The following is a 19,335-nucleotide window of genomic DNA, read 5'->3' on the forward strand; positions in this document are numbered from 1 at the left end:
AACAAAAAACCCGGCCGGGGCCGGGCTTTTGTCTGCAGCCCAACCCCGAAGGGCAGGGCGGCAACGCCGGATCAGGCGGCCTTGAGGGCCTTGATGCGGTCGTTCAGGCGGCTCTTGTGGCGAGCAGCCTTGTTCTTGTGGATCAGGCCACGCGCGCTGAAGCGATCCAGGATCGGCTGGGCAACGGCGAAGGCGGCTTCGGCGCCGGCGGCATCGTTGGCGTCCAGCGCCTTGATCACTTTCTTGACAGCGGTGCGCAGCATCGAGCGCTGAGCCACGTTGCGCGCGTTGCGCACGACGGTCTGCTTGGCGCGCTTCTTGGCGGACTTGATATTGGCCACGGTGGTGGTTTCCTGAAAAAATCGGTGTTATGGGAACAGCAAGCTAGCTAGTATGATGGCGTAAGAAATGCACGTCAAGTCGATTGTCAAGAGGGACGCTGAGTGAGTTCACCCAAGTTGTTGCGGGGCCTGCTGTCGTTCAGCAGCATGACCATGGTCTCGCGCGTTCTCGGACTTGTCCGGGACTTCGTGGTGACCACCACGTTCGGCACCAACGCCATCACTGATGCTTTCTGGGTCGCCTTCAGGGTACCCAATTTCCTGCGCCGGTTGTTCGCCGAAGGGTCATTTGCCACCGCTTTCGTGCCGGTGTTCACGGAAGTGAAGGAAACCCGTAGCCACGCCGAGCTGCGCGAACTGATGGCCCGCACCGCCGGCACCCTGGGCGGGGTGCTGATGCTGGTCACCGCACTGGCGCTGATCTTCGCGCCGCAGCTGGCCTCGGTCTTCTCCAGTGGCGTTGATACCGACCCGGTCAAGCAGGGCCTGCTGGTCGACCTGTTCCGCCTGACCTTCCCGTTCCTGCTGTTCGTCTCGCTGACCGCACTGGCCGGTGGTGCGCTGAACAGCTTCCAGCGCTTTGCCATGCCGGCGCTGACCCCGGTCATTCTCAACCTGTGCATGATCGCCGGCGCGCTGTGGCTGGCACCGCGGCTGGGCGGCACGCCGGAAAAGCAGATCCTGGCGCTGGGCTGGGCGGTGCTGGCCGCCGGCATCCTGCAGTTGCTGTTCCAGCTGCCCTCGCTGAAGGGCATCAACCTGCTGACCCTGCCGCGCTGGGGCTGGCGCCACCCGGGTGTGCGCAAGGTCATGACGCTGATGGTGCCGACCCTGTTTGGTTCCTCGGTGGCGCAGATCAACCTGCTGCTGGATACGGTGATCGCGGCCAAGCTGACCGACGGCTCGCAGTCGTGGCTGTCGCTGGCTGACCGCTTCCTGGAGCTGCCGCTGGGCGTGTTCGGCGTGGCGCTGGGCACGGTGATCCTGCCGGCGCTGGCCCGCCACCATGTCAGCACCGACCGCGAGGGCTTCTCGCGCTCGCTGGACTGGGGCCTGCGCATGACCCTGCTGATCTCGGTGCCGGCCATGCTGGGCCTGCTGCTGCTGGCCGAGCCGCTGATCGCGACCATCTTCCAGCACGGCCAGTTCAGCGCCTTCGACACCCGCATGACCGCGCTGTCGGTGTATGGCCTGAGCTTCGGCCTGCCGGCATTCGCCCTGCTGAAGGTGGTGCTGCCGGCCTTCTACGCCCGCCAGGACACCAAGACCCCGGTGCGCGCCGGCGTGGCGGCGCTGGTGGCCAACATGGTGTTCAACTTCGCCCTGCTGGCCGTGCTGTACCAGGTGATGGTGCCCGACGCGCTGAAGGCGCAGGGCGTGATGGCGGCCATCGGCAAGCAGCCGGGCCTGCACCTGGCACTGGGCATCGCCAGCGCGCTGTCCAGTTACCTGAACCTGGGCCTGCTCTGGTACTGGCTGGGCAAGACCGATGTCTACCAGCGCCGGCCGGGCTGGGGCGGCTATCTGCTGCGCCTGGTGCTGGCCTGCGCGGCCATGGTTGGCGTGCTGTTGGCCCTGCTGCACTGGCTGCCGGGTTTCTCCGCGATGCGTGTGTGGGAGCGGATCGGTGCCTTGGCGTTGCTGGTCGGCGGCGGCGGCGCGACCTATGCGGTGGCCATGCTGGCGATGGGCTTCCGCCCGCGCGACCTGCGCGGGCATTGATCGCGGCCCGTGGCGGCTATACTTCAGGGTTACACCATTGAAGCGGCGGCCCCGGTCGGGCCGGAACGAGAGTTGATGAGCAGGCTGTTCAGAAGCGTCGAGGGCGGGGAGCTGTTCCCCAACGGAAGCGTGGTCTGTATCGGTGCATTCGACGGCCTCCACCTGGGCCATCGTGCGCTGGTCCGCCACGCGGTCGCCCGCGCGCGCGCCTTGGGCGTGGCCGCAGTGGCCGTGGCATTCGAGCCGCTGCCGCGTGAATTCTTCGCCCAGGGCACGCCGCCGCCGCGGCTGACCCTGGCGCGCAGCAAGGTCGAGATCCTGCGCGAGCTCGGTGTCGATGCGGTCGGCCTGCTGCGCTTCGACGCGGCGATGGCGGCGATGCCGGCCGAGACCTTCGTGCGCCGGTTGCTGGTGCACCGGCTGGGCGCCCGCGAAGTCTGGATCGGGCCGGAGTTCTGCTTCGGCAACCGCCGCCGCGGTGATCTGGCACTGCTGCAGGAGATGGGCGCCGAACTGGGCTTCAGCGCCGGCGAGATTGAAGCGGTGGACCTGCATGGCGAGCGCATCTCCAGCACCCGCATCCGCCAGCTGCTGCAGGGGGGCGATTTCGCCCGCGCCAACGACCTGCTCGGTCGCCCGTATGCGATCAGCGGGCGCGTGGTGCGCGGTCGCCAGCTTGGCCGTACGCTGGGCTTCCCCACCGCCAACCTGCGCTTCCCGAAGACCCCGGCGCTGTCGGGCATCTACGCAACCTGGGTGCACGGCGTGTTCGACCAGCCGTGGCCGTCGGTGTCCAGCTTCGGCACTCGGCCGACGGTGGAGGGCGTGGAGCCGCTGCTGGAAGCCCACCTGTTCGATTTCCAGGGCGACCTGTACGGGCGCCACATCGACGTGGAGTTTGTCGCCAAGCTGCGCGACGAAGAGAAATTCAATGATCTGGCGGCACTGACCGACCAGATGCACCGCGACGCCGAACAGGCGCGCGCCCTCCTTTCCGAACATAGATTGCGAGCCACTGCGTGAGCCAGGACTACAAGACCACCCTGAACCTGCCAGCCACCGAATTCCCGATGCGCGGCGACCTGCCCAAGCGCGAGCCGGGCATTCTGGCGCAGTGGGAAGCGCAGGGGCTCTACCAGCAGCTGCGTGACAACGCCGCCGGCCGCCCGCTGTTCGTGCTGCACGACGGCCCGCCCTACGCCAACGGCCGCATCCACCTGGGCCATGCGGTCAACAAGATCCTGAAGGACATCATCGTCAAGTCGCGCTACCTGGCCGGCTTCGATGCGCCCTATGTGCCGGGCTGGGACTGCCATGGCCTGCCGATCGAGATCGCGGTCGAGAAGAAGTGGGGCAAGGTCGGCACCAAGCTCGATGCGGTTGAATTCCGGCAGAAGTGCCGCGAGTTCGCCGAAGAGCAGATCAACATCCAGCGCGTGGACTTCAAGCGCCTGGGCGTGACCGGCGATTGGGACAACCCGTACAAGACCCTGAGTTTCGACTTCGAAGCCAATGAGATCCGTGCGCTGGCCAAGGTCGTCGCCAACGGTCACCTGGTGCGTGGTGCCAAGCCGGTGTACTGGTGCTTCGACTGTGGCTCGGCACTGGCCGAGGCGGAGATCGAGTACCAGGAAAAGGAATCGCCGGCGATCGACGTGGCCTACGCCGCGCGCGATGCCCAGGCCATCGGCAAGGCGTTCGGCGTGAGCGTGCCGGCCGACGTCGAAGTGGCCGTGCCGATCTGGACCACCACCCCGTGGACGCTGCCGGCCTCGCTGGCGGTGTCGCTGGGCGCGGAAATCAAGTATGTGCTGGCCGAAGGCCCGGCCCACAACGGCAAGCGCCGTTGGCTGGTGCTGGCCGCCGCGCTGGCCGAGCGCTCGCTGCAGCGCTACGGCGTCGAGAGCGTAGTGCTGCACGGTGAAACCACCGGTGCGGCGCTGGAGAACCAGCTGCTGGCGCATCCGTTCTATCCGGAGCGCGACATCCCGTTGCTCAATGGCGACCACGTCTCCGACGAGGACGGTACCGGTGCGGTGCACACCGCCCCTGGCCACGGCCAGGAAGACTTCGTGGTCAGCCAGAAGTACGGCCTGCTGGACAAGTACAACGCCGGGCAGGTGACCCCGATCGACGGCCGTGGCGTGTACCTGGAATCGACCCCGCCGGCCGGTGAGGTGGTGCTGGCCGGCCAGCACCTGTGGAAGGCGCAGGAGGCCATCGTCGGCGTGCTGCGTGACAATGGTTCGCTGCTGGCCTTCCACCCGATCCGCCACAGCTATCCGCACTGCTGGCGCCACAAGACACCAGTGGTGTTCCGCGCGACTCCGCAGTGGTTCATCTCGATGGACAAGGCCAACCTGCGCAGCGATGCGCTGGCTGCGATCGACACTGTCGGCTGGTTCCCGACCTGGGGCAAGGCGCGCATCCAGAGCATGGTCGACGGTCGCCCGGACTGGACCATCTCGCGCCAGCGCACCTGGGGCGTACCGATCGCACTGTTCACCCATCGCCAGACCGGCGAGATCCACCCGCGCTCGGTGGAGCTGATGCAGCAGGTCGCCGACCGCGTCGAAGCCGAGGGCATCGATGTGTGGTACTCGCTGGACGCCGCCGAACTGCTCGGCGCCGAAGCGGCCGACTACGAGAAAGTCACCGACATCCTCGACGTCTGGTTCGATTCGGGCGTGACCCATGAAGGCGTGCTCGCCGCGCGTGGCTTCGGCAAGCCGGCCGACCTGTACCTGGAAGGCTCCGACCAGCACCGCGGCTGGTTCCAGTCCTCGCTGCTGACCGGCGTGGCGATCGACAAGCGCGCGCCGTACAAGCAGTGCCTCACCCACGGCTTCACCGTGGATGAGCACGGCCGCAAGATGTCCAAGTCGCTGGGCAACGGCATCGAGCCGCAGGACATCATGAACAAGCTGGGCGCGGACATCCTGCGCCTGTGGATCGCCTCGGCCGACTACAGCAACGAGATGTCGCTGTCGCAGGAAATCCTGAAGCGCAATGCTGACGCCTACCGCCGCCTGCGCAACACCGCACGCTTCCTGCTCGGCAACCTGGACGGTTTCGATCCGGCCCGGCACCTGCAACCGCTCGGGCAGATGGTCGCGCTGGACCGCTGGATCGTGCATCGCGCCTGGGAGCTGCAGGAGAAGATCAAGACGGCCTACGACGGCTACAACATGGCCGAGATCGTGCAGCTGCTGCTGAACTTCTGCAGCGTGGATCTGGGCTCGCTGTACCTGGACGTGACCAAGGACCGCCTGTACACCATGCCGACCGATTCGCACGGTCGCCGTTCGGCACAGAGCGCGATGTACCACATCGCCGAAGCGTTCACCCGCTGGGTGGCGCCGATCCTGACCTTCACCGCCGACGAGCTGTGGGGCTACCTGCCGGGCGAACGTGCCGGCCATGTGCTGTTCACCACCTGGTACGACGGCCTGGCGCCGCTGCCGGCCGGTGCCCAGCTCAACGCCGCCGATTTCGACCAGCTGCTGGCTGTGCGCGAGCAGGTGGCCAAGGTGCTCGAGCCGATGCGTGCAAACGGCGCGATCGGTGCCGCGCTGGAAGCGGAAATCACCATCGCCGCCAGCGAAGAGCAGGCCGCGAAGTGGCAGCCGCTGGCCGATGAACTGCGCTTCCTGTTCATCAGCGGCGACGTGCAGGTGCGGCCGGCGACCACCGACGAGGTGTTCGTCAGCGCCCAGCCGACCACCAAGACCAAGTGCGTGCGCTGCTGGCACCATCGCGCCGATGTCGGCAGCAACGCCGACCATCCGGAACTGTGCGGCCGCTGCGTGAGCAACATCACCGGTGCCGGTGAAGTGCGGAGCTGGTTCTGATGGCCGCGTCCCGTCCGCATCCGAACGCCCTGGTCTGGCTGCTGCTGTCGGCCGCCATCATCGGCCTGGACCAGTGGTCCAAGGCCTGGGTGCTGTCGAGCCTGCCGGAGTTCCAGCCGGTGGTGGTCATCGACGGCTTCTGGAACTGGTACCGCACCTACAACACCGGTGCGGCGTTCAGTTTCCTGAGTGACGCCGGTGGTTGGCAGAAGTACTTCTTCACCGCGCTGGCGATCGCCATCAGCGGCCTGATGGCCTGGTGGCTGCGCGGCACCGCCCGTGGCAACTGGAAGGCCGCGGTGCCGTATGCGCTGATCATCGGCGGTGCCATCGGCAACGTGATCGACCGCCAGGTGCACGGCCATGTGGTCGATTTCATCCAGTGGTACGTGGGCAGCTATACCTGGCCCTCGTTCAACATCGCCGATTCGGCCATCGTGGTGGGTGCCATCGGCATCGCCCTGTTTGGCCTGTTCGACGGCAAGTCCGCCAAAAAGGCGGATAATGCCAATCCGAAACCGTAAGCCGGCCGCTGCCGGGAGATTGAACTGATGGATGTGCTGCTCGCCAACCCGCGTGGTTTCTGTGCCGGTGTCGATCGTGCGATCGAGATCGTCAAGCGCGCGATCGAAACGCTGGGCGCGCCCATCTACGTCCGCCATGAAGTGGTGCACAACCGCTTCGTGGTCGACGACCTGAAGCAGCGCGGCGCGATCTTCGTCGAAGAGCTCGACGAGGTTCCGGACAACAACACGGTGATCTTCAGCGCGCATGGCGTCTCCCAGGCCGTGCGCCAGGAAGCCGAGCGCCGTGGCCTGAAGGTGTTCGACGCGACCTGCCCGCTGGTGACCAAGGTCCACTTCGAAGTCGCCCGCCACTGCCGTGCCGGCCGTGACGTGGTGCTGATCGGCCATGCCGGTCACCCGGAAGTGGAAGGCACCATGGGCCAGTGGAACCGCGAAGCCGGTACCGGCCAGATCTACCTGGTCGAGGATGTCGAGCAGGTTGCCACGCTGCACATCAACCAGCCGGACAACTTCGCCTACACCACCCAGACGACGCTGTCGGTGGACGATACGCGCGGCATCATCGATGCGCTGCGCGAGCGTTTCCCGGCGATGCAGGGCCCGAAGAACGACGACATCTGCTACGCCACGCAGAACCGCCAGGACGCCGTGCGCGACCTGGCCAAGCGCTGCGACCTGGTGCTGGTGGTCGGTTCGCCGAACAGCTCCAACTCGAACCGTCTGAGCGAACTGGCCCGCCGTGAAGGTGTGGAGTCGTACCTGATCGACGGTGCGCACGAGATCGACCCGGCGTGGGTGGTGGGCAAGCAGCACATCGGCGTGACCGCTGGCGCCTCGGCGCCGCAGGTACTGGTCGATGGCGTGCTGGCGCGCCTGGCCGAGCTGGGTGCAACCGGCGTGGGCGAGCTGGAAGGCGAACCGGAATCGATGGTGTTCGCGTTGCCGAAGGAACTGCGTCTGCGCCTGGTCGACTGACCGGGCCTGCCCCTGGTGGGTGAGAACTGCACAAGGTGGGTGCGAACCTTGGTTCGCACGCCTTTGGCATGCACTGATGGGCGCACCGCCCATGACCTTTGGCCATGGGGCAGGGCACCGCACAGGCCTAGCATCGGAGGATTCTCCGCTGCTGGAAGTTGCCGATGAAGACCCGAGCCCTGGCGATGTCGTTGCTGTTCGCGCTGGCCGCCACGCCCGCGCTGGCGCAGGCCTCGCCATCGGGTGATGCCGCAGCCCCAGGCCTGCTGCGCATCGATGTGGATGCGCGCGATCTCGCTCGCCGCATCTTCAAGGTGACCGCCACCGTACCGGTCAAACCCGGTCCGATGACCCTGCTGTACCCGCAGTGGATTCCCGGCAACCATTCGCCCACCGGCCCGATCGACAAGCTGGCCGGCCTGCGCGTGACCGCCAACGGCAAGCCGTTGGCCTGGCAGCGCGACCAGTACAACGTCTATGCGTTCAAGGTAGACGTGCCCGAGGGCGTCAGCGAGATCGTCGCCCACTTCGACTTCCTGTCCTCGCAGGGCGGCAGCCAAGGCCGGGTGGTGATGACCCCGGAGATGCTCAACCTGCAGTGGAATGCCAACTCGCTGTATCCGGCCGGCGTCGATACACGCGACCTGCAGGCGCAGGCCAGCGTGATCCTACCCAAGGGCTGGTCGTTTGCCACTGCGCTGGAAACCGCGCGCCGCGACGGCGATACCGTGGTGTTCAAGCCGATCTCCTATGACCACCTGGTCGATTCGCCGTTGTTTGCCGGCGAGCACTACCAGCGCATCGATCTCGATCCGGGCGCGAAGGTGCCGGTGCACCTCAATGTGTTTGCCGACGAGGCCAAGTCGCTGAAGCCGAGCGAGGCACAGATCACCCTGCACCGCGCACTGGTGCGGCAGGCCGACAAGCTCTACGGTGCGCGCCACTACAACCACTATGAATTCCTGCTGGCGTTGACCGACCGTCTTGGTGGCATCGGCCTGGAGCATCACCGTTCCAGCGAGAACAGTGCCGACCCGGGTTACTTCACCGAGTGGGACGACAACGCCTGGATGCGCGATCTGCTACCGCACGAGTACACCCATTCCTGGAACGGCAAGTACCGGCGTGGCGCTGACCTGACCACCGCCAACTTCAACACGCCGATGGGCGACAGCCTGCTGTGGGTCTACGAAGGCCAGACCCAGTTCTGGGGACAGGTGCTGGCGGCACGCTCGGGGCTGTGGTCGACGGCGCAGGCGCGCGACATGCTGGCCAATGTGGCCGCGACCTATGATCGCGGCCGCCCGGGCCTGGCCTGGCGCCCGTTGCAGGACACCACCAACGACCCGACCATCGCCCAGCGCCGGACGTTGCCGTACCGCAACTACCAGATGAGCGAAGACTATTACTCCGGTGGCCAGATGCTGTGGCTGGAAGTGGAGGGCAAGCTGCGCGAGCTGAGCGGCAACCGCCGCAGCCTGGATGACTTCGCGCGCGCCTTCTTCGGGGTTGGCAACGGTGACTGGGACGTCAACCCCTACACCTTCGACGACGTGGTGGCGACCTTGAACGGCATCGTGCCGTACGACTGGACGACGTTCCTGCGCGGGCGCCTGGACGGCCACGGTTCGTTGACCGGGGGGCTGGAACTGGCGGGCTGGAAGCTGGTCTACCGCGATACCCCGAACGACGCCTACAAGGCGCAGGAAAAGCGTGCCAAGGCCGCACTGCTGGCCTATTCGCTGGGCGCGACCGTGCTCGACAGCGGCGTGGTCGGCGACGTGATCTGGGACAGCCCGGCGTTCAACGCCGGTCTTGCACCCGGCATGAAGGTGATTGCGGTTGGCGGGCGCGAGTACAGCAGCCAGCGCTTGAAGGATGCGGTGGCGACGGCGGCCAAGGACAAGGCGCCGATCGTCCTGCTGGTGAAGCAGTTCGACCGCATCGAGACGATGAACATCGACTACCACGGTGGCCTGCAGTATCCGGTGCTGGAGCGTATCGCCGGCAAGCCTGACCGCCTGGCGGACCTGTGGAAGGCGCGATGAAACCGCGCGCCCGCGATGGCGTGATCCTGTTGATGGCGATCCTCGCCATCGTCGGCGCGCTCTTTCACGGTGACGGGCGCTGGCTGCATTGGCTGGCGAAGCCGGCGACCACGCTGCTGATCGCTGCCATCGCCTGGCGGGTGCGTGATCCTGCGCAGCCGTCCTACCGGCGCGCGGTGCTGGCCGGCATGCTGCTGTCGTGCCTGGGTGACATCGCGCTGATGTTGCCGATGGACGCGTTCGTACCGGGGCTGGTGGCCTTCCTGCTGGCGCACCTCTGCTACATCGTCGCCTTCCGTGAGGGCCTGCGTGCCGGGCGTGGCCTGCTCGCCGCCAGCATCCTGCTCGGTGCGTTCGCTGTACTCAATGTGCTTGGGCTGTGGCCGCACCTGCCTGCACCGATGCGTATGCCGGTGCTGGCGTACGTGGTGGTGCTGGCCTCGATGGCGGTGTTGGCCTTGGCACGGCAATGGCGCAGCCCGCAGCCTGCCGTGGAAGCCCGAAGTGCGCCCTGGGCTGCCGTCGGTGCGCTGCTGTTCGTGGCCAGCGATTCGCTGCTGGCCTGGGACCGCTTCGCCGGCGGCCTGCCACTGGCCAGCCTGCTGGTGCTGTCCACCTATTACGGCGCGCAGTACGCCATCGCCCGTTCGGTGAAATAGAAAAAGGGGACGGAGGGGATTAAGTCGCAGACCGCACCAAGGCACATGCGACTTAATCCCCTCCGTCCCCTTTTTGCGTTGACTATCGTCGGTTCGCGTGGCCGGAACGACCCTGTGCGTCGAACGATAGTCGTGCGGACTGGCGATCGCCGGCGACCTCGTCCGGCAGCCACACCAGCCTGCCGCCCTTGCGCACGATCACATAGACGTGGCCGACGTCACCCGGCGTGGCCATCAGCGCGTTCCGCTGTGCCTGCAGCGCCTGGGCCACGCGTGGCACCGCCTCGAAATCGATGTTGGCCAGCGCCGTGCTGCTGCGGCGCAGGGTAATGGTGGGCGCGAAGCGCTGCGGATCGACCGGCCCGCCCTTGCGCCACTGGCCGCGCTCGAAGTGGTAGCTGTCCACGTGCGTGGGTTGCTGCGGATCGACCAGATCCAGATTGATGCGGCCGTCGTCGTAGAAGTGGATGCTGTGGAACACCATCAACCGGTGCCCGGCCAGGGCTGGCATCTGTTCCAGTGCCTGGCGGGCGGCCAGCAGGTAGTCCGCATCGAACAAGCGGTTGCTGCGTTCGGGCATCGGCATCGACCGCGGTTCGGGAATCGGTGCGGCCGAAGCAGGCCGCTCGCGCGGTGGAGGCGTGGTGATCGGCGTGGTTGCGCGGTCATCCTGCACCGAATGGCCCATCGTTTCGGCAAGGGTCTGCAGTGCCCCGCCGGCAACGGCGACGCCGGCCAGCAACAGCAGCACCATCGAAAATACCAGTCGCGTCGAGGGGGGCTGCTTCATACACCCTCCAGGCGAACGTTGCCGCGATCTTCCGGGTCGTACAGCAGCGTGACCTGCTCGCGTGGAAGGTTGGCCAGCTCGATCAACGGGATGAAGCGGCGCACGTTCACCTGCTGTATGCCACCTTCGCGGTCGGTGTACTCCAGCTGGAACTCCACCTGCGGCTGCTCGTTGAGGTAGGTGCCGGTCTGGCGCAGCTTCAGCACCTTCGCATCCACGCCGATGCCGCGGTACTTCAGCGCGTCTCCGCGTGCATCGGCCTGCAGCAGGCGCCCCAGGACGCGCAGGCCCAGGGCGTAGCCGCACAACACCAGCGGGCACACCAGCAGTGGGTGGCCGAAGGACATGAACGTCCAGCCCAGGCCCTCGCTCTGCAGCCGATAGGCGAGAACGTAGGCGCTGGCAACCACGACGATGCCGATGACCGCGCCGGCGCCGCGGCGCCAGAGGCTGGCGACATCAAGTTCGGGCTGGGCGCCCTCCAGCACCACATTGGGGAACGCACCCGGCGTCCGGCTCAGGCGAACCTCGATGCGCTGGCCGGCCACGAAACGCTGCAGCTGCGGTTTGCTGTCCACCACCAGCATCTGTTCATTGATCGGCGTGCCGGACAGGTTCTGGAAGCCAAGCTTCAGTCTCCACTGCGCGAAGCCGCGCACGTGCACGCCGGTCTGCTCGGCCTGTTCGATCAACGCATCACGCGGCTCACCGTCGGCCAGGATGGTGCGCACCCGATGCAGCGCGCGCGGCGGGCCCAGCAGCAGGTAGTGCAGGAAGGCGAGCAGCAACGCGAGCCACAGGGCCAGCGACAGGGCGAGCAGCAGCAGGGCCAGCCATGGCGCGCTGCGGTCGGCCAGTGGCACCGGCCACGACGTGCCGAAGTAGAGGATGCAGGGGAAGGGCAACGCGAAGAACAGCAGGAACGCGCCCCAGAACCAGAGATAGGCCTTCATGGGGTGGTGGGGGACCGATGGAACAGGGCGCGTAGGGTACTACGCTCAGCGGATCTGCAGGGTCAGCAGGAAGTAGCGGCCAAGTGGATCGTCCAGCCCCGGCATCTGGCCGCCATTGCCGACCAGGTAGTTCACCGGTTGCGTGTCGAGCACGTTGTGCACGTCCAGCGCGGCGACCACGCGCGGCCCCAGCCGCCTTGCCAGGTGCAGGTTCCAGCGCAGCTGCCGCGGATTCATGCAATGGTTCTGCTCGCGCTGTTCCTCCGGGCATTCCGCACCGGGCAGCCAAGCACGCGTGCGCCCTACCTGGTTGCCGCGCAGGGCGATGTCCCAGTTGCTGTTCTGCCACTGCACATTGAGCACGGCGGCCATCGCTGGCGTGACATGGCCACGCAGGTCCACCGTCGCTTCGTGGCCACGCTCGCGGCGCAGTTCCTGCTGCTTCAGCGCATCGAGCGAGAACAGCCACTGGCCGGTGCTGCCGGTGTCGATGTGGTACTCCCCGCGCAGAACAAGGTTGCGCGACGTGGTGCGGCCGATGTTGTCGAAGGACAGGCGCAGGTTGTGCAGGTTGCCGTCCTCGTCCAACTCCCACGTGCTTGAATTCCACACTGCGTCGGCCGGTTGCAGGGCCAGGATCTCGTTGCGCAGTTCGACGATGTTGTGGGTCAGCGACAGTGAAAACGCATCGGTCGGTGTCCAGGTCGCACCCAGGGAATGGCTGCGCGACCGCTCCGCTTTCAGCGCATCGTTCTCCACCACGTCCACGGTTACGCTGCAGCGTCCGTTGCCGTTGCTCTGCGCGCAGTTGGGCAGTGCGCTGGAGGCGGGTAGTTCGATCGCGCCGAAATAGCCCGGCGGCCGCCGTTGCTCGAACAGGCTGGGGGCCCGGTAGCCGCGCCCGGTGGCAAGCAGGAATGACCACTGCGGTGTCGGGCTCCAGCGTACGCCCACGCGGGGCGAGAAAGCCTGGTAATCGCCATCGCGGTCCCAGCGTGCTGCCAGGTCCATGCGCAGCGTGCGCGCCAATGGCAGGCCGAGTTCGGCGTAGGCACCGCCACTGCGGCGTGACAGGTGGCGTTGTTCCTGTGGCAGGCCCAGCGCCAGGTCGCCCTGGCTCAGCAGCGCGTCGGGATGCGACGTCCAGCGTTCCTGGCGCAGGTCGATGCCGGTGGCCACTTGTGCAGCACCGCCGGCCAATGGCATCAACTCGCGCTGCATGCCCCACCAGCCCTGCCACTGCTCGGTGCGCCCGCGGTTGCGGATCGAAGGGAACAACTGCGCGGCGGTCTCTGCCGGCAACGAGGTGAAGCCGGGCAGGAAATCCAGCGTCTCGGCAGCGCGCAGCAGTGGTTGGGCGCGCACGGTGCCGGACGTCGTCAGGGTGACATCGCTGCGCTGTGCGCTGATGCCGGCATCCCAGCTGCGGCGGCCCTGGTCGCGGCCCATGCCGAAGGTGACGTCGGCATCGGTGGCACGTACATGCGGACGCACGTTGCCGGCTTCGCGCAGCACGCTGTTGAAGGTGAACCCATAAAGCCCGATGGCTACGGCGGTCGGGCCGAGGTCGAAGCGTTGCCGGTTGTGGCTGGCCCGCGCCTCGGCGTAGGCGTAGCGACCTTCGCCGCGCTCATGCCGATAGCGCAGGTAGGCCGAGGCGGTGTCCGAGGCCGGTTGCAGCGAACGCGGGCGTGCGCTGTCGAACCAGCAGGCACCATCGCGCCGTTTCAATGGCCCTTCGCAGCGCGTTGCCGGCCAGTAGCGTCCATCGCGGAACGCGCCGATCAGGTACTGCGAGGTTTCCGCATGCCATTCGCGGCGATCGCCGGCCACGTGGTCGATGCGATGCAGGTCGATGCCAGCGAACCAGCGGTCCCCTCCGTCCCGCACGCCACCGGTGGCCGCCTGCAGGCGATACTGGCCGGCGTCGCCGCGCCCGCTCAGGCCGGTCTGCAGCATGGCTTCAGGGCCATCGGCCTGGTCACGCAGGATGATGTTGACCACGCCGGACATCGCGTCGGCTCCATAGATGGCCGACGCACCGCCACGCACCAGTTCGATGCGCTCGACGAAGCTGAGCGGGATGCCCCCCAGGTCGGTGAGCCCGCCCTGTTCCAGCGACACCATCGGATAGCGTGGCAGGCGCCGGCCATTGACCAGGAACAAGGTCGCACGCGGTCCCATGCCGTCCAGGCTGGTGGTGGTGGCCGCACCCACCGGCAGGTACTGCGAATCGCCACTGCGCGAGGTGCTCATTGCCGGGTGGCCGTTCATGCCCGGCAAGTGCCGCAGCAGGTCGAACAGGCTGCCGTAACCGCTGCGCAGGATGTCATCGCGGTCGATGATGGTCACCGGCAGCGTGGTCTGCACGGAGGTGCGCGGCAGCCGGCTGCCGGTGACATGGATCGGCGCCAGCTCCACCTGCGGTGGCGTCTCGGGCACCCTGCCCGGCGCCGGTACCGCGGGCATCGCACGCGTCGCGACCGGCGGGGGCGATGGCGGTGCTGGCCGGGTGCGGCGGACGACGAATCCACCGGCAGGCGTGCGCAGGATGGTCACCGGCATGCCGGCGACCAGTTCCTTCAGGGCCGTGGCCGCATCGCGTTGGCCATGGGTGCCGGCCGTGCGCAGGCCATCCAGTTCACGCGCATCGAACAGCAGGGCGATGCCACTCTGGCGCGCCCATTGCTGCAGGGCCGGTGCGAGTGGGCCTGAACCCACATGGACCTCCAGGGTGCCGGCCTGTTCGGCTGCATCGGCAGAGGGCAGCGCGGCGATGCTCAGCGCGAAGCAGAACAGGGTGCAGAGCAGCCCCTCCCGCAGCGCGCCCGGTACTGCCTTCACTGCAGGCCTCCTCAGTACGTGCGGCGCAGTTCCAGCGCGCCATCCGGTCGCGTCTGGCCAGCCACCGACCAGCCCAGTTCCAGCGCCGACAGCAGTTCCTGCGCATCGCCGGCACGGAAGGTGCCACTCACGGCCAGGCTGGCGATCTCGGGATCGGCGATCACCAGCGGCGTGCGGCCGTAGCGGTTCATGCGCTCGACCACGATCGACAGCGGCGTGGCATCGAACACCAGCTGTCCCTTCAGCCAGCCTTCGGCAGCGGCATTGGACGACAGCGCCGGGCCGGGCTGGAAGCGGCCCGAGGGCAGCACCTGCAGCTGCTGGCCGGGTGCCAGGGTGTGCTGGGTTCCCCCATTGCTGACTTCCACCGCACCTTCCAGCAGTGCGACTTCGACCAGGCCGTCGTTCAGGCGCTCCACCTGGAAGGTGGTGCCGATGTCGCGGATGGTGCTGTCGCCGGCGCGCAGCTGCAGCGCCTTGCTCGACGGTGCGACCTGCAGCTGCACGCGGCCCCGTTCCAGCACCAGGTTGCGATGGCGCCAACCGAATCGGGCATGCAGCGTGGTGCCCGCATCCAGCGTGGCCACGCTGCCATCGGCCAGCGTCTGCTGCCGGGGCTGGTGGGAATCGTTGGCATAGCGCAGCGGCGTGGGGTTGCCGTCGATGGCGACCATCCAGCCGATCCCGATGGCCAGGCAGACGCCTGCGGCAGCGGCCACTGCCGGCAGCCAGCGACGCTGTGCCGGCCGTGCCGCACGTGCTGCGGCGGTGCGCAGCCACGGGTCAGCGGCCAGTTCTTCGCCCCGCTGGAACAGGGTCTCGGCCTGGATCCAGGCGCTGACATGGGCCGGGTCCTCGGCCAGCCAGTCCTCGAACCTCTCTCGCTCGCCCGGCGTGCAGTCCGGAGCCTCCAGCCGCGCCACCCAGGCGCTGGCGCGTTCAAACAGCAGGGTGTCTTCCCTGGGGCTGGCGTGACTCATCCGTTGTCCCTGTCGTTGTGCAGCGGATCCGATCCGAGTTCCTGGCGCAGGCCCTGCAGGGCGCGGGCGATATGTTTTTCCACGGTCTTGGCGGTGATTCCACAGTGCCGCGCGATCTGCGTATAGCTCATGCCGGTGATCCGGTTGAGCAGGTACACCTCGCGCGCGCGCTCGGGCAGCTTGAACAGGGCCTGCCGCAGCAGGGACAGCATCTGCCCGGACTCGGCCTGGCGCAATGGATCGGGCGACGTGCTGGAGGGCTCGTCGCCGCCATCGTGTTCGGCAAGGGACAGGTGTGGCCGCGACTGCGACGAGCGGCCACGGTCTGCCAGGCGGTTGCGGGCGATACGATACAGCAGCAACCGCAGCTCGTCGGCACTGTGCGCGCGATAGCGGATCAGCCGCTCCATGCAGTCCTGCGCGATGTCCTCGGCATCCTCCGGCCCAACGCCGCGCGTGCGCAGGAAAGCGCACAACGGCGCGCGTTCTTCCCGTACGAACGCAATGAACGCGTCCGTCGGCACGGACAGGTCCGGCGCGCGATGGATCAGAGGAGAGGGGGTGGACAGGGCTGGCCTCGGGCGTCGGTGGCGGGTGCGTCTTCGAGTTTTACGCGACGATGACCGGATGGGGAAGAGTGTGCATGGCCCCTGATTCCATTGTGAATGCATTCATGTTTCGGGGGCTGGTGCGCTGGGGGAGTTTGCGCCGCCCGGACGTTGAACTCCTGACCCGTGTGTTGCGGGTGGAGAGAGAACACATGAAGCATTCGAAGTTGAGCCTGGCCCTGGCCGGGCTGATGGGCATCACCGCCATGGCGGCGGTTGATGACGTCATGGCAATGAATTATCACGTGCGGGACGATCGCGTCTTCCTCAGCGGCGGCGTCACCGTCGCCGACGTGGTGGCGCTGCCCGCGCTGCTGGCCAAGGCACAGGCTGAAGGCCGTCCGATCCGCGAAGTCGTGCTGCGCACATCCAATGGTGGCGCGCTGATCGCCGGCGAGTGGCTGCAGGCGGTGATCCGCACCCAGGGCCTGGACACCATCGTGTCCGGCCACTGCATCTCGTCCTGCTCGATCATGCAGTCCGGTGGCGTCAACCGTTACCTCGGCGGCGATCTGCCACTGATCGACTCGGTGCAGATCCACGCCGCCAGCAGTGGCGGCAAGATCACCTATGCGCCGTCAGCGCGCATGACCCAGATCTACACAGGCAACTACGGCGGCGGCATGGATGCGGGCCTGTTGCACAAGGCGATGTATGAAGTGGTTCAACCCAATGGCCTGCTGGTATTCCGCGACCCGGCGCGCACCACGGGTACGTCGGTCACCTTCGATCCGGATGGCAGCGGCAGCAAGCTGGAGTCGTTCCCGGGCCAGGACATCCGCGGCAACAACATCATCAACACGGCAGGCTATCGCGATCCGGGCGACACCCTGCATGTCACCAGCAACGTCAGCGGCGACATCAACCCGGGCTACCTGCGCACCGCACGCCAGCTGCAGGCCTTCGTCGACGACGATTTCGCGCGCTGGAACACCGACTGGGCCAGCACCTACATCAACTACGCGGTGAGCCTGTACAACGTCTCCACGGGGGGGGCGAACGGTATCGGCGCGCAGTCGTTGCAGCAGCTGCTCGCCGATCCCGACGTCCAGAATGAACTGCGCGGTCAGCTGCGGCTGGCCGATCTGGATGCCTCAACCCTGGCCAGTTCGGCGGGCGTGATCCGTGTCAGCAATGGCGCTACCTGGCGCACCGCCGAAACCACTGGCGCCGATTTCATTCTGGTGGACAACGGCACCATCGCACTGGAGGGTGGTGCGCTGCGCACCCCCGAGCTGCGCGTGATGCCGGGCAGCATCGTGGTCGGCCATGGTGATATCGCATCGGTCGGCACCGACAGCGATGCGCTGCTGGATGGCACCGGCCCGTCCTACCGCGAAGACGGCTTCAACCGCCTGCGCGTGTTCGGCACGTTGATGCCGCGTGGTGGTGATCTGGTGACCCACGGCTACGTCAACATCATGCCCGGCGGGCAGGTGCTGTTCGATGTTACCGAAACCGGTGGTACCAGCAGTGGCCGCCTGCGCGTCGGCAGCTTCTACGATGGCGGCTCCGAGGAGGGTGCGCTGGTGATCGCGCAGGGCGCACATCTGGCGCTGAACGTGGCCCAGGGCTTCTATGCCGGCACCTACCGTCGCGACCTGGTGGAAGGACCGATCTACCAGGGGGGCTTCCAGGATGCCGTGCGGCTGGGCGATGCCGGCTACAGCGCCAGCATCACGGCCGGTGAAGTGTTCCGCCCGCGCCACAATTCGCTGCTCAGCTTCAACGTCAACCAGACCGCCGACGGCCTGTGGCTGACCGCCAACCCGGGCTTCGATCAGCTGGGCCTGTTCGCCAACGGCACCTCCGGCGACGGCCTGGGGCGCGCGCTGGCCGCTGCAGCGGACCGCCAGGACAGCGGCCTGAAGTCGTTGCTCGGCGCGCTGCAGTTCAGCGACCGCGATGTGATCGCACAGCAGGCTGGCGCCCTGCGCGGTGATGCGCATGCCAGCCTGCGCCTGGCCGACAATGCACTGATCGGCAGCATCGGCAACGTGGTGCAGCAGCACCAGGCAGCGATGCGCAGTGGCGGCGATGCAGACGGGTTGGCTTCGCAGGCGGCGCAGTCGGTGTCGGCGCAGCCGGGCATGCGCCATGGCAGCCTGTTCAGCCAGCTGGCCATGCATCTGGTCGAGCCGGCGGGCGAGGCTGCTGGCGACAGCCGCGTGGCGGGGCGCAGCCATGGCCTGTGGGCACGCGGTTTCGCCAGCCATGGCCGCATCGATGCCGACGGCGGCGTGGCCGGCCTGAGCCATAACATCGGCGGCATCGTGGTCGGTGCCGACACCCGCGTGGCCGATGACCGCGTGACCCTCGGCGTGAGCGTGGCCGCCGCCGACATGTCGACCAAGGCCAGCGACGGCTCCGGCTTCAGTGGCGACGTACGCGCGCTGGATGTGGGCGGCTACCTGGATGCGACCTATTCGCGGGGCTACCTGTCGGCTGCCGTGCGCTACACCGACCTGCGGCATGACACCCGCCGCAGTGTCGGCGGCATTGATGGGCTGCAGCAGCCTCTGCGCGCGAAGTACAGCAACGATGCCATCTCGGCACGGGTGGAGCATGCGTTCTCCTTCACCACTGGAAAGGGCCTGGTGATCCAGCCGCTGCTGCCGGTGGTGGACTACGCACGGACCTCGGCCACCCGTTTCAATGAAGGGCAGGGCGCCGGTGCGCTGGTGGGCCGCAGCGGCAGCCTGGAGAGCATTCGTGTGGGTGCCGGCCTGCAGCTGTTCAAGACCTTCGAAGGCAACAACGGTGAGCGCATTACCCCGCGTGCCCGCGTGGTCTGGCAGAAGGAGCTGGGCGATTCGCAGGCGCGCTACAGCACCGGCTTTGCTGCGGCCCCGGACCTGGTGTTTGGTGCCAGCAGCCAGGCCGTGGGCGAGCAGGTGCTGGCCTGGAACCTGGGCGTGACCAGCCGTGCCAGCGAGCGCCTGTCGATCATGGCCGACTACGTGGGTGAGCGCCGCGACGGGCAGATCCAGAACGGCGTGATGCTGGGCCTGGGCTACCGGTTCTAAGGGGCACTCGG

Annotated in this window: 14 protein-coding genes; 8 read left to right on the top strand and 6 right to left on the bottom strand. The window is 67.3% G+C overall.

The genetic code is table 11. The features are described 5' to 3' along the window. Nucleotides 1–71 precede the first annotated feature (71 nt). A complete protein-coding gene (gene rpsT, locus N5E02_RS07690; protein WP_005408560.1) occupies nucleotides 72–341 on the bottom strand; it encodes a 30S ribosomal protein S20 in 270 nt (89 codons plus the stop codon). A gap of 117 nt (nucleotides 342–458) precedes the next feature. Here rpsT and murJ point away from each other — a divergent pair, with 117 nt between their 5' ends. The 7 genes from murJ (at nucleotide 459) to N5E02_RS07725 (ending at nucleotide 10,123) form a co-directional block, all read left to right on the top strand. Further along, a complete protein-coding gene (gene murJ, locus N5E02_RS07695) occupies nucleotides 459–2,063 on the top strand; it encodes a murein biosynthesis integral membrane protein MurJ (protein WP_095377769.1) in 1,605 nt (534 codons plus the stop codon). Nucleotides 2,064–2,138: 75 nt separating this feature from the next. Continuing rightward, nucleotides 2,139–3,086 carry a bifunctional riboflavin kinase/FAD synthetase gene (locus N5E02_RS07700; protein WP_005415707.1) on the top strand — a complete coding sequence of 316 codons (948 nt, stop codon included), beginning with the start codon at nucleotides 2,139–2,141 and terminating at the stop codon, nucleotides 3,084–3,086. Next, nucleotides 3,083–5,914 (top strand): isoleucine--tRNA ligase, encoded by a 2,832-nt coding sequence (ileS, locus tag N5E02_RS07705; RefSeq protein WP_139726822.1) that lies wholly within the window; start codon nucleotides 3,083–3,085, stop codon nucleotides 5,912–5,914. Before N5E02_RS07700 ends, ileS begins: the two co-directional genes overlap by 4 nt. Then, nucleotides 5,914–6,438, top strand: coding sequence for a signal peptidase II (gene lspA, locus N5E02_RS07710; protein WP_005415709.1), 525 nt, complete (start codon nucleotides 5,914–5,916; stop codon nucleotides 6,436–6,438). The genes ileS and lspA overlap by 1 nt, the downstream gene beginning before the upstream one ends. Nucleotides 6,439–6,465: 27 nt before the next feature. After that, the gene (ispH, locus tag N5E02_RS07715; protein ID WP_005415710.1) at nucleotides 6,466–7,416 is read left to right on the top strand and encodes a 4-hydroxy-3-methylbut-2-enyl diphosphate reductase; all 951 of its coding nucleotides are present in this window, start codon (nucleotides 6,466–6,468) and stop codon (nucleotides 7,414–7,416) included. A gap of 164 nt (nucleotides 7,417–7,580) precedes the next feature. Beyond that, entirely contained in the window at nucleotides 7,581–9,464 is a 1,884-nt protein-coding gene (locus N5E02_RS07720; protein ID WP_065178101.1) for a M61 family metallopeptidase, read from the top strand. After that, nucleotides 9,461–10,123 carry a lysoplasmalogenase gene (locus N5E02_RS07725; protein WP_065178100.1) on the top strand — a complete coding sequence of 221 codons (663 nt, stop codon included), beginning with the start codon at nucleotides 9,461–9,463 and terminating at the stop codon, nucleotides 10,121–10,123. Before N5E02_RS07720 ends, N5E02_RS07725 begins: the two co-directional genes overlap by 4 nt. Nucleotides 10,124–10,205: 82 nt before the next feature. On the opposite strand, the gene N5E02_RS07730 is transcribed toward N5E02_RS07725, so the two are convergent. From N5E02_RS07730 to N5E02_RS07750, 5 genes are read right to left on the bottom strand one after another with little or no spacing between them, the layout of a single operon-like run. Further along, entirely contained in the window at nucleotides 10,206–10,913 is a 708-nt protein-coding gene (locus N5E02_RS07730; protein ID WP_279946146.1) for a hypothetical protein, read from the bottom strand. After that, the gene (locus N5E02_RS07735) at nucleotides 10,910–11,866 is read right to left on the bottom strand and encodes a hypothetical protein (RefSeq protein ID WP_279946147.1); all 957 of its coding nucleotides are present in this window, start codon (nucleotides 11,864–11,866) and stop codon (nucleotides 10,910–10,912) included. The genes N5E02_RS07730 and N5E02_RS07735 overlap by 4 nt, the downstream gene beginning before the upstream one ends. Before the next feature lie 45 nt (nucleotides 11,867–11,911). Then, nucleotides 11,912–14,710 carry a TonB-dependent receptor gene (locus N5E02_RS07740; RefSeq protein WP_279946148.1) on the bottom strand — a complete coding sequence of 933 codons (2,799 nt, stop codon included), beginning with the start codon at nucleotides 14,708–14,710 and terminating at the stop codon, nucleotides 11,912–11,914. Nucleotides 14,711–14,721: 11 nt separating this feature from the next. Further along, nucleotides 14,722–15,690, bottom strand: a complete 969-nt coding sequence (locus tag N5E02_RS07745; RefSeq protein WP_262232809.1) for a FecR domain-containing protein — start codon at nucleotides 15,688–15,690, stop codon at nucleotides 14,722–14,724. After that, nucleotides 15,687–16,214 (bottom strand): sigma-70 family RNA polymerase sigma factor, encoded by a 528-nt coding sequence (locus N5E02_RS07750; RefSeq protein ID WP_080352916.1) that lies wholly within the window; start codon nucleotides 16,212–16,214, stop codon nucleotides 15,687–15,689. Before N5E02_RS07750 ends, N5E02_RS07745 begins: the two co-directional genes overlap by 4 nt. A 236-nt stretch (nucleotides 16,215–16,450) precedes the next feature. Here N5E02_RS07750 and N5E02_RS07755 point away from each other — a divergent pair, with 236 nt between their 5' ends. Further along, nucleotides 16,451–19,324 (top strand): autotransporter outer membrane beta-barrel domain-containing protein, encoded by a 2,874-nt coding sequence (locus N5E02_RS07755; protein WP_262219766.1) that lies wholly within the window; start codon nucleotides 16,451–16,453, stop codon nucleotides 19,322–19,324. Nucleotides 19,325–19,335 lie beyond the last annotated feature (11 nt).

It is taken from the genome of Stenotrophomonas sp. GD03777 (assembly GCF_029842485.1).
In the GTDB taxonomy this organism is placed as follows: Bacteria; Pseudomonadota; Gammaproteobacteria; order Xanthomonadales; family Xanthomonadaceae; genus Stenotrophomonas; species Stenotrophomonas sepilia.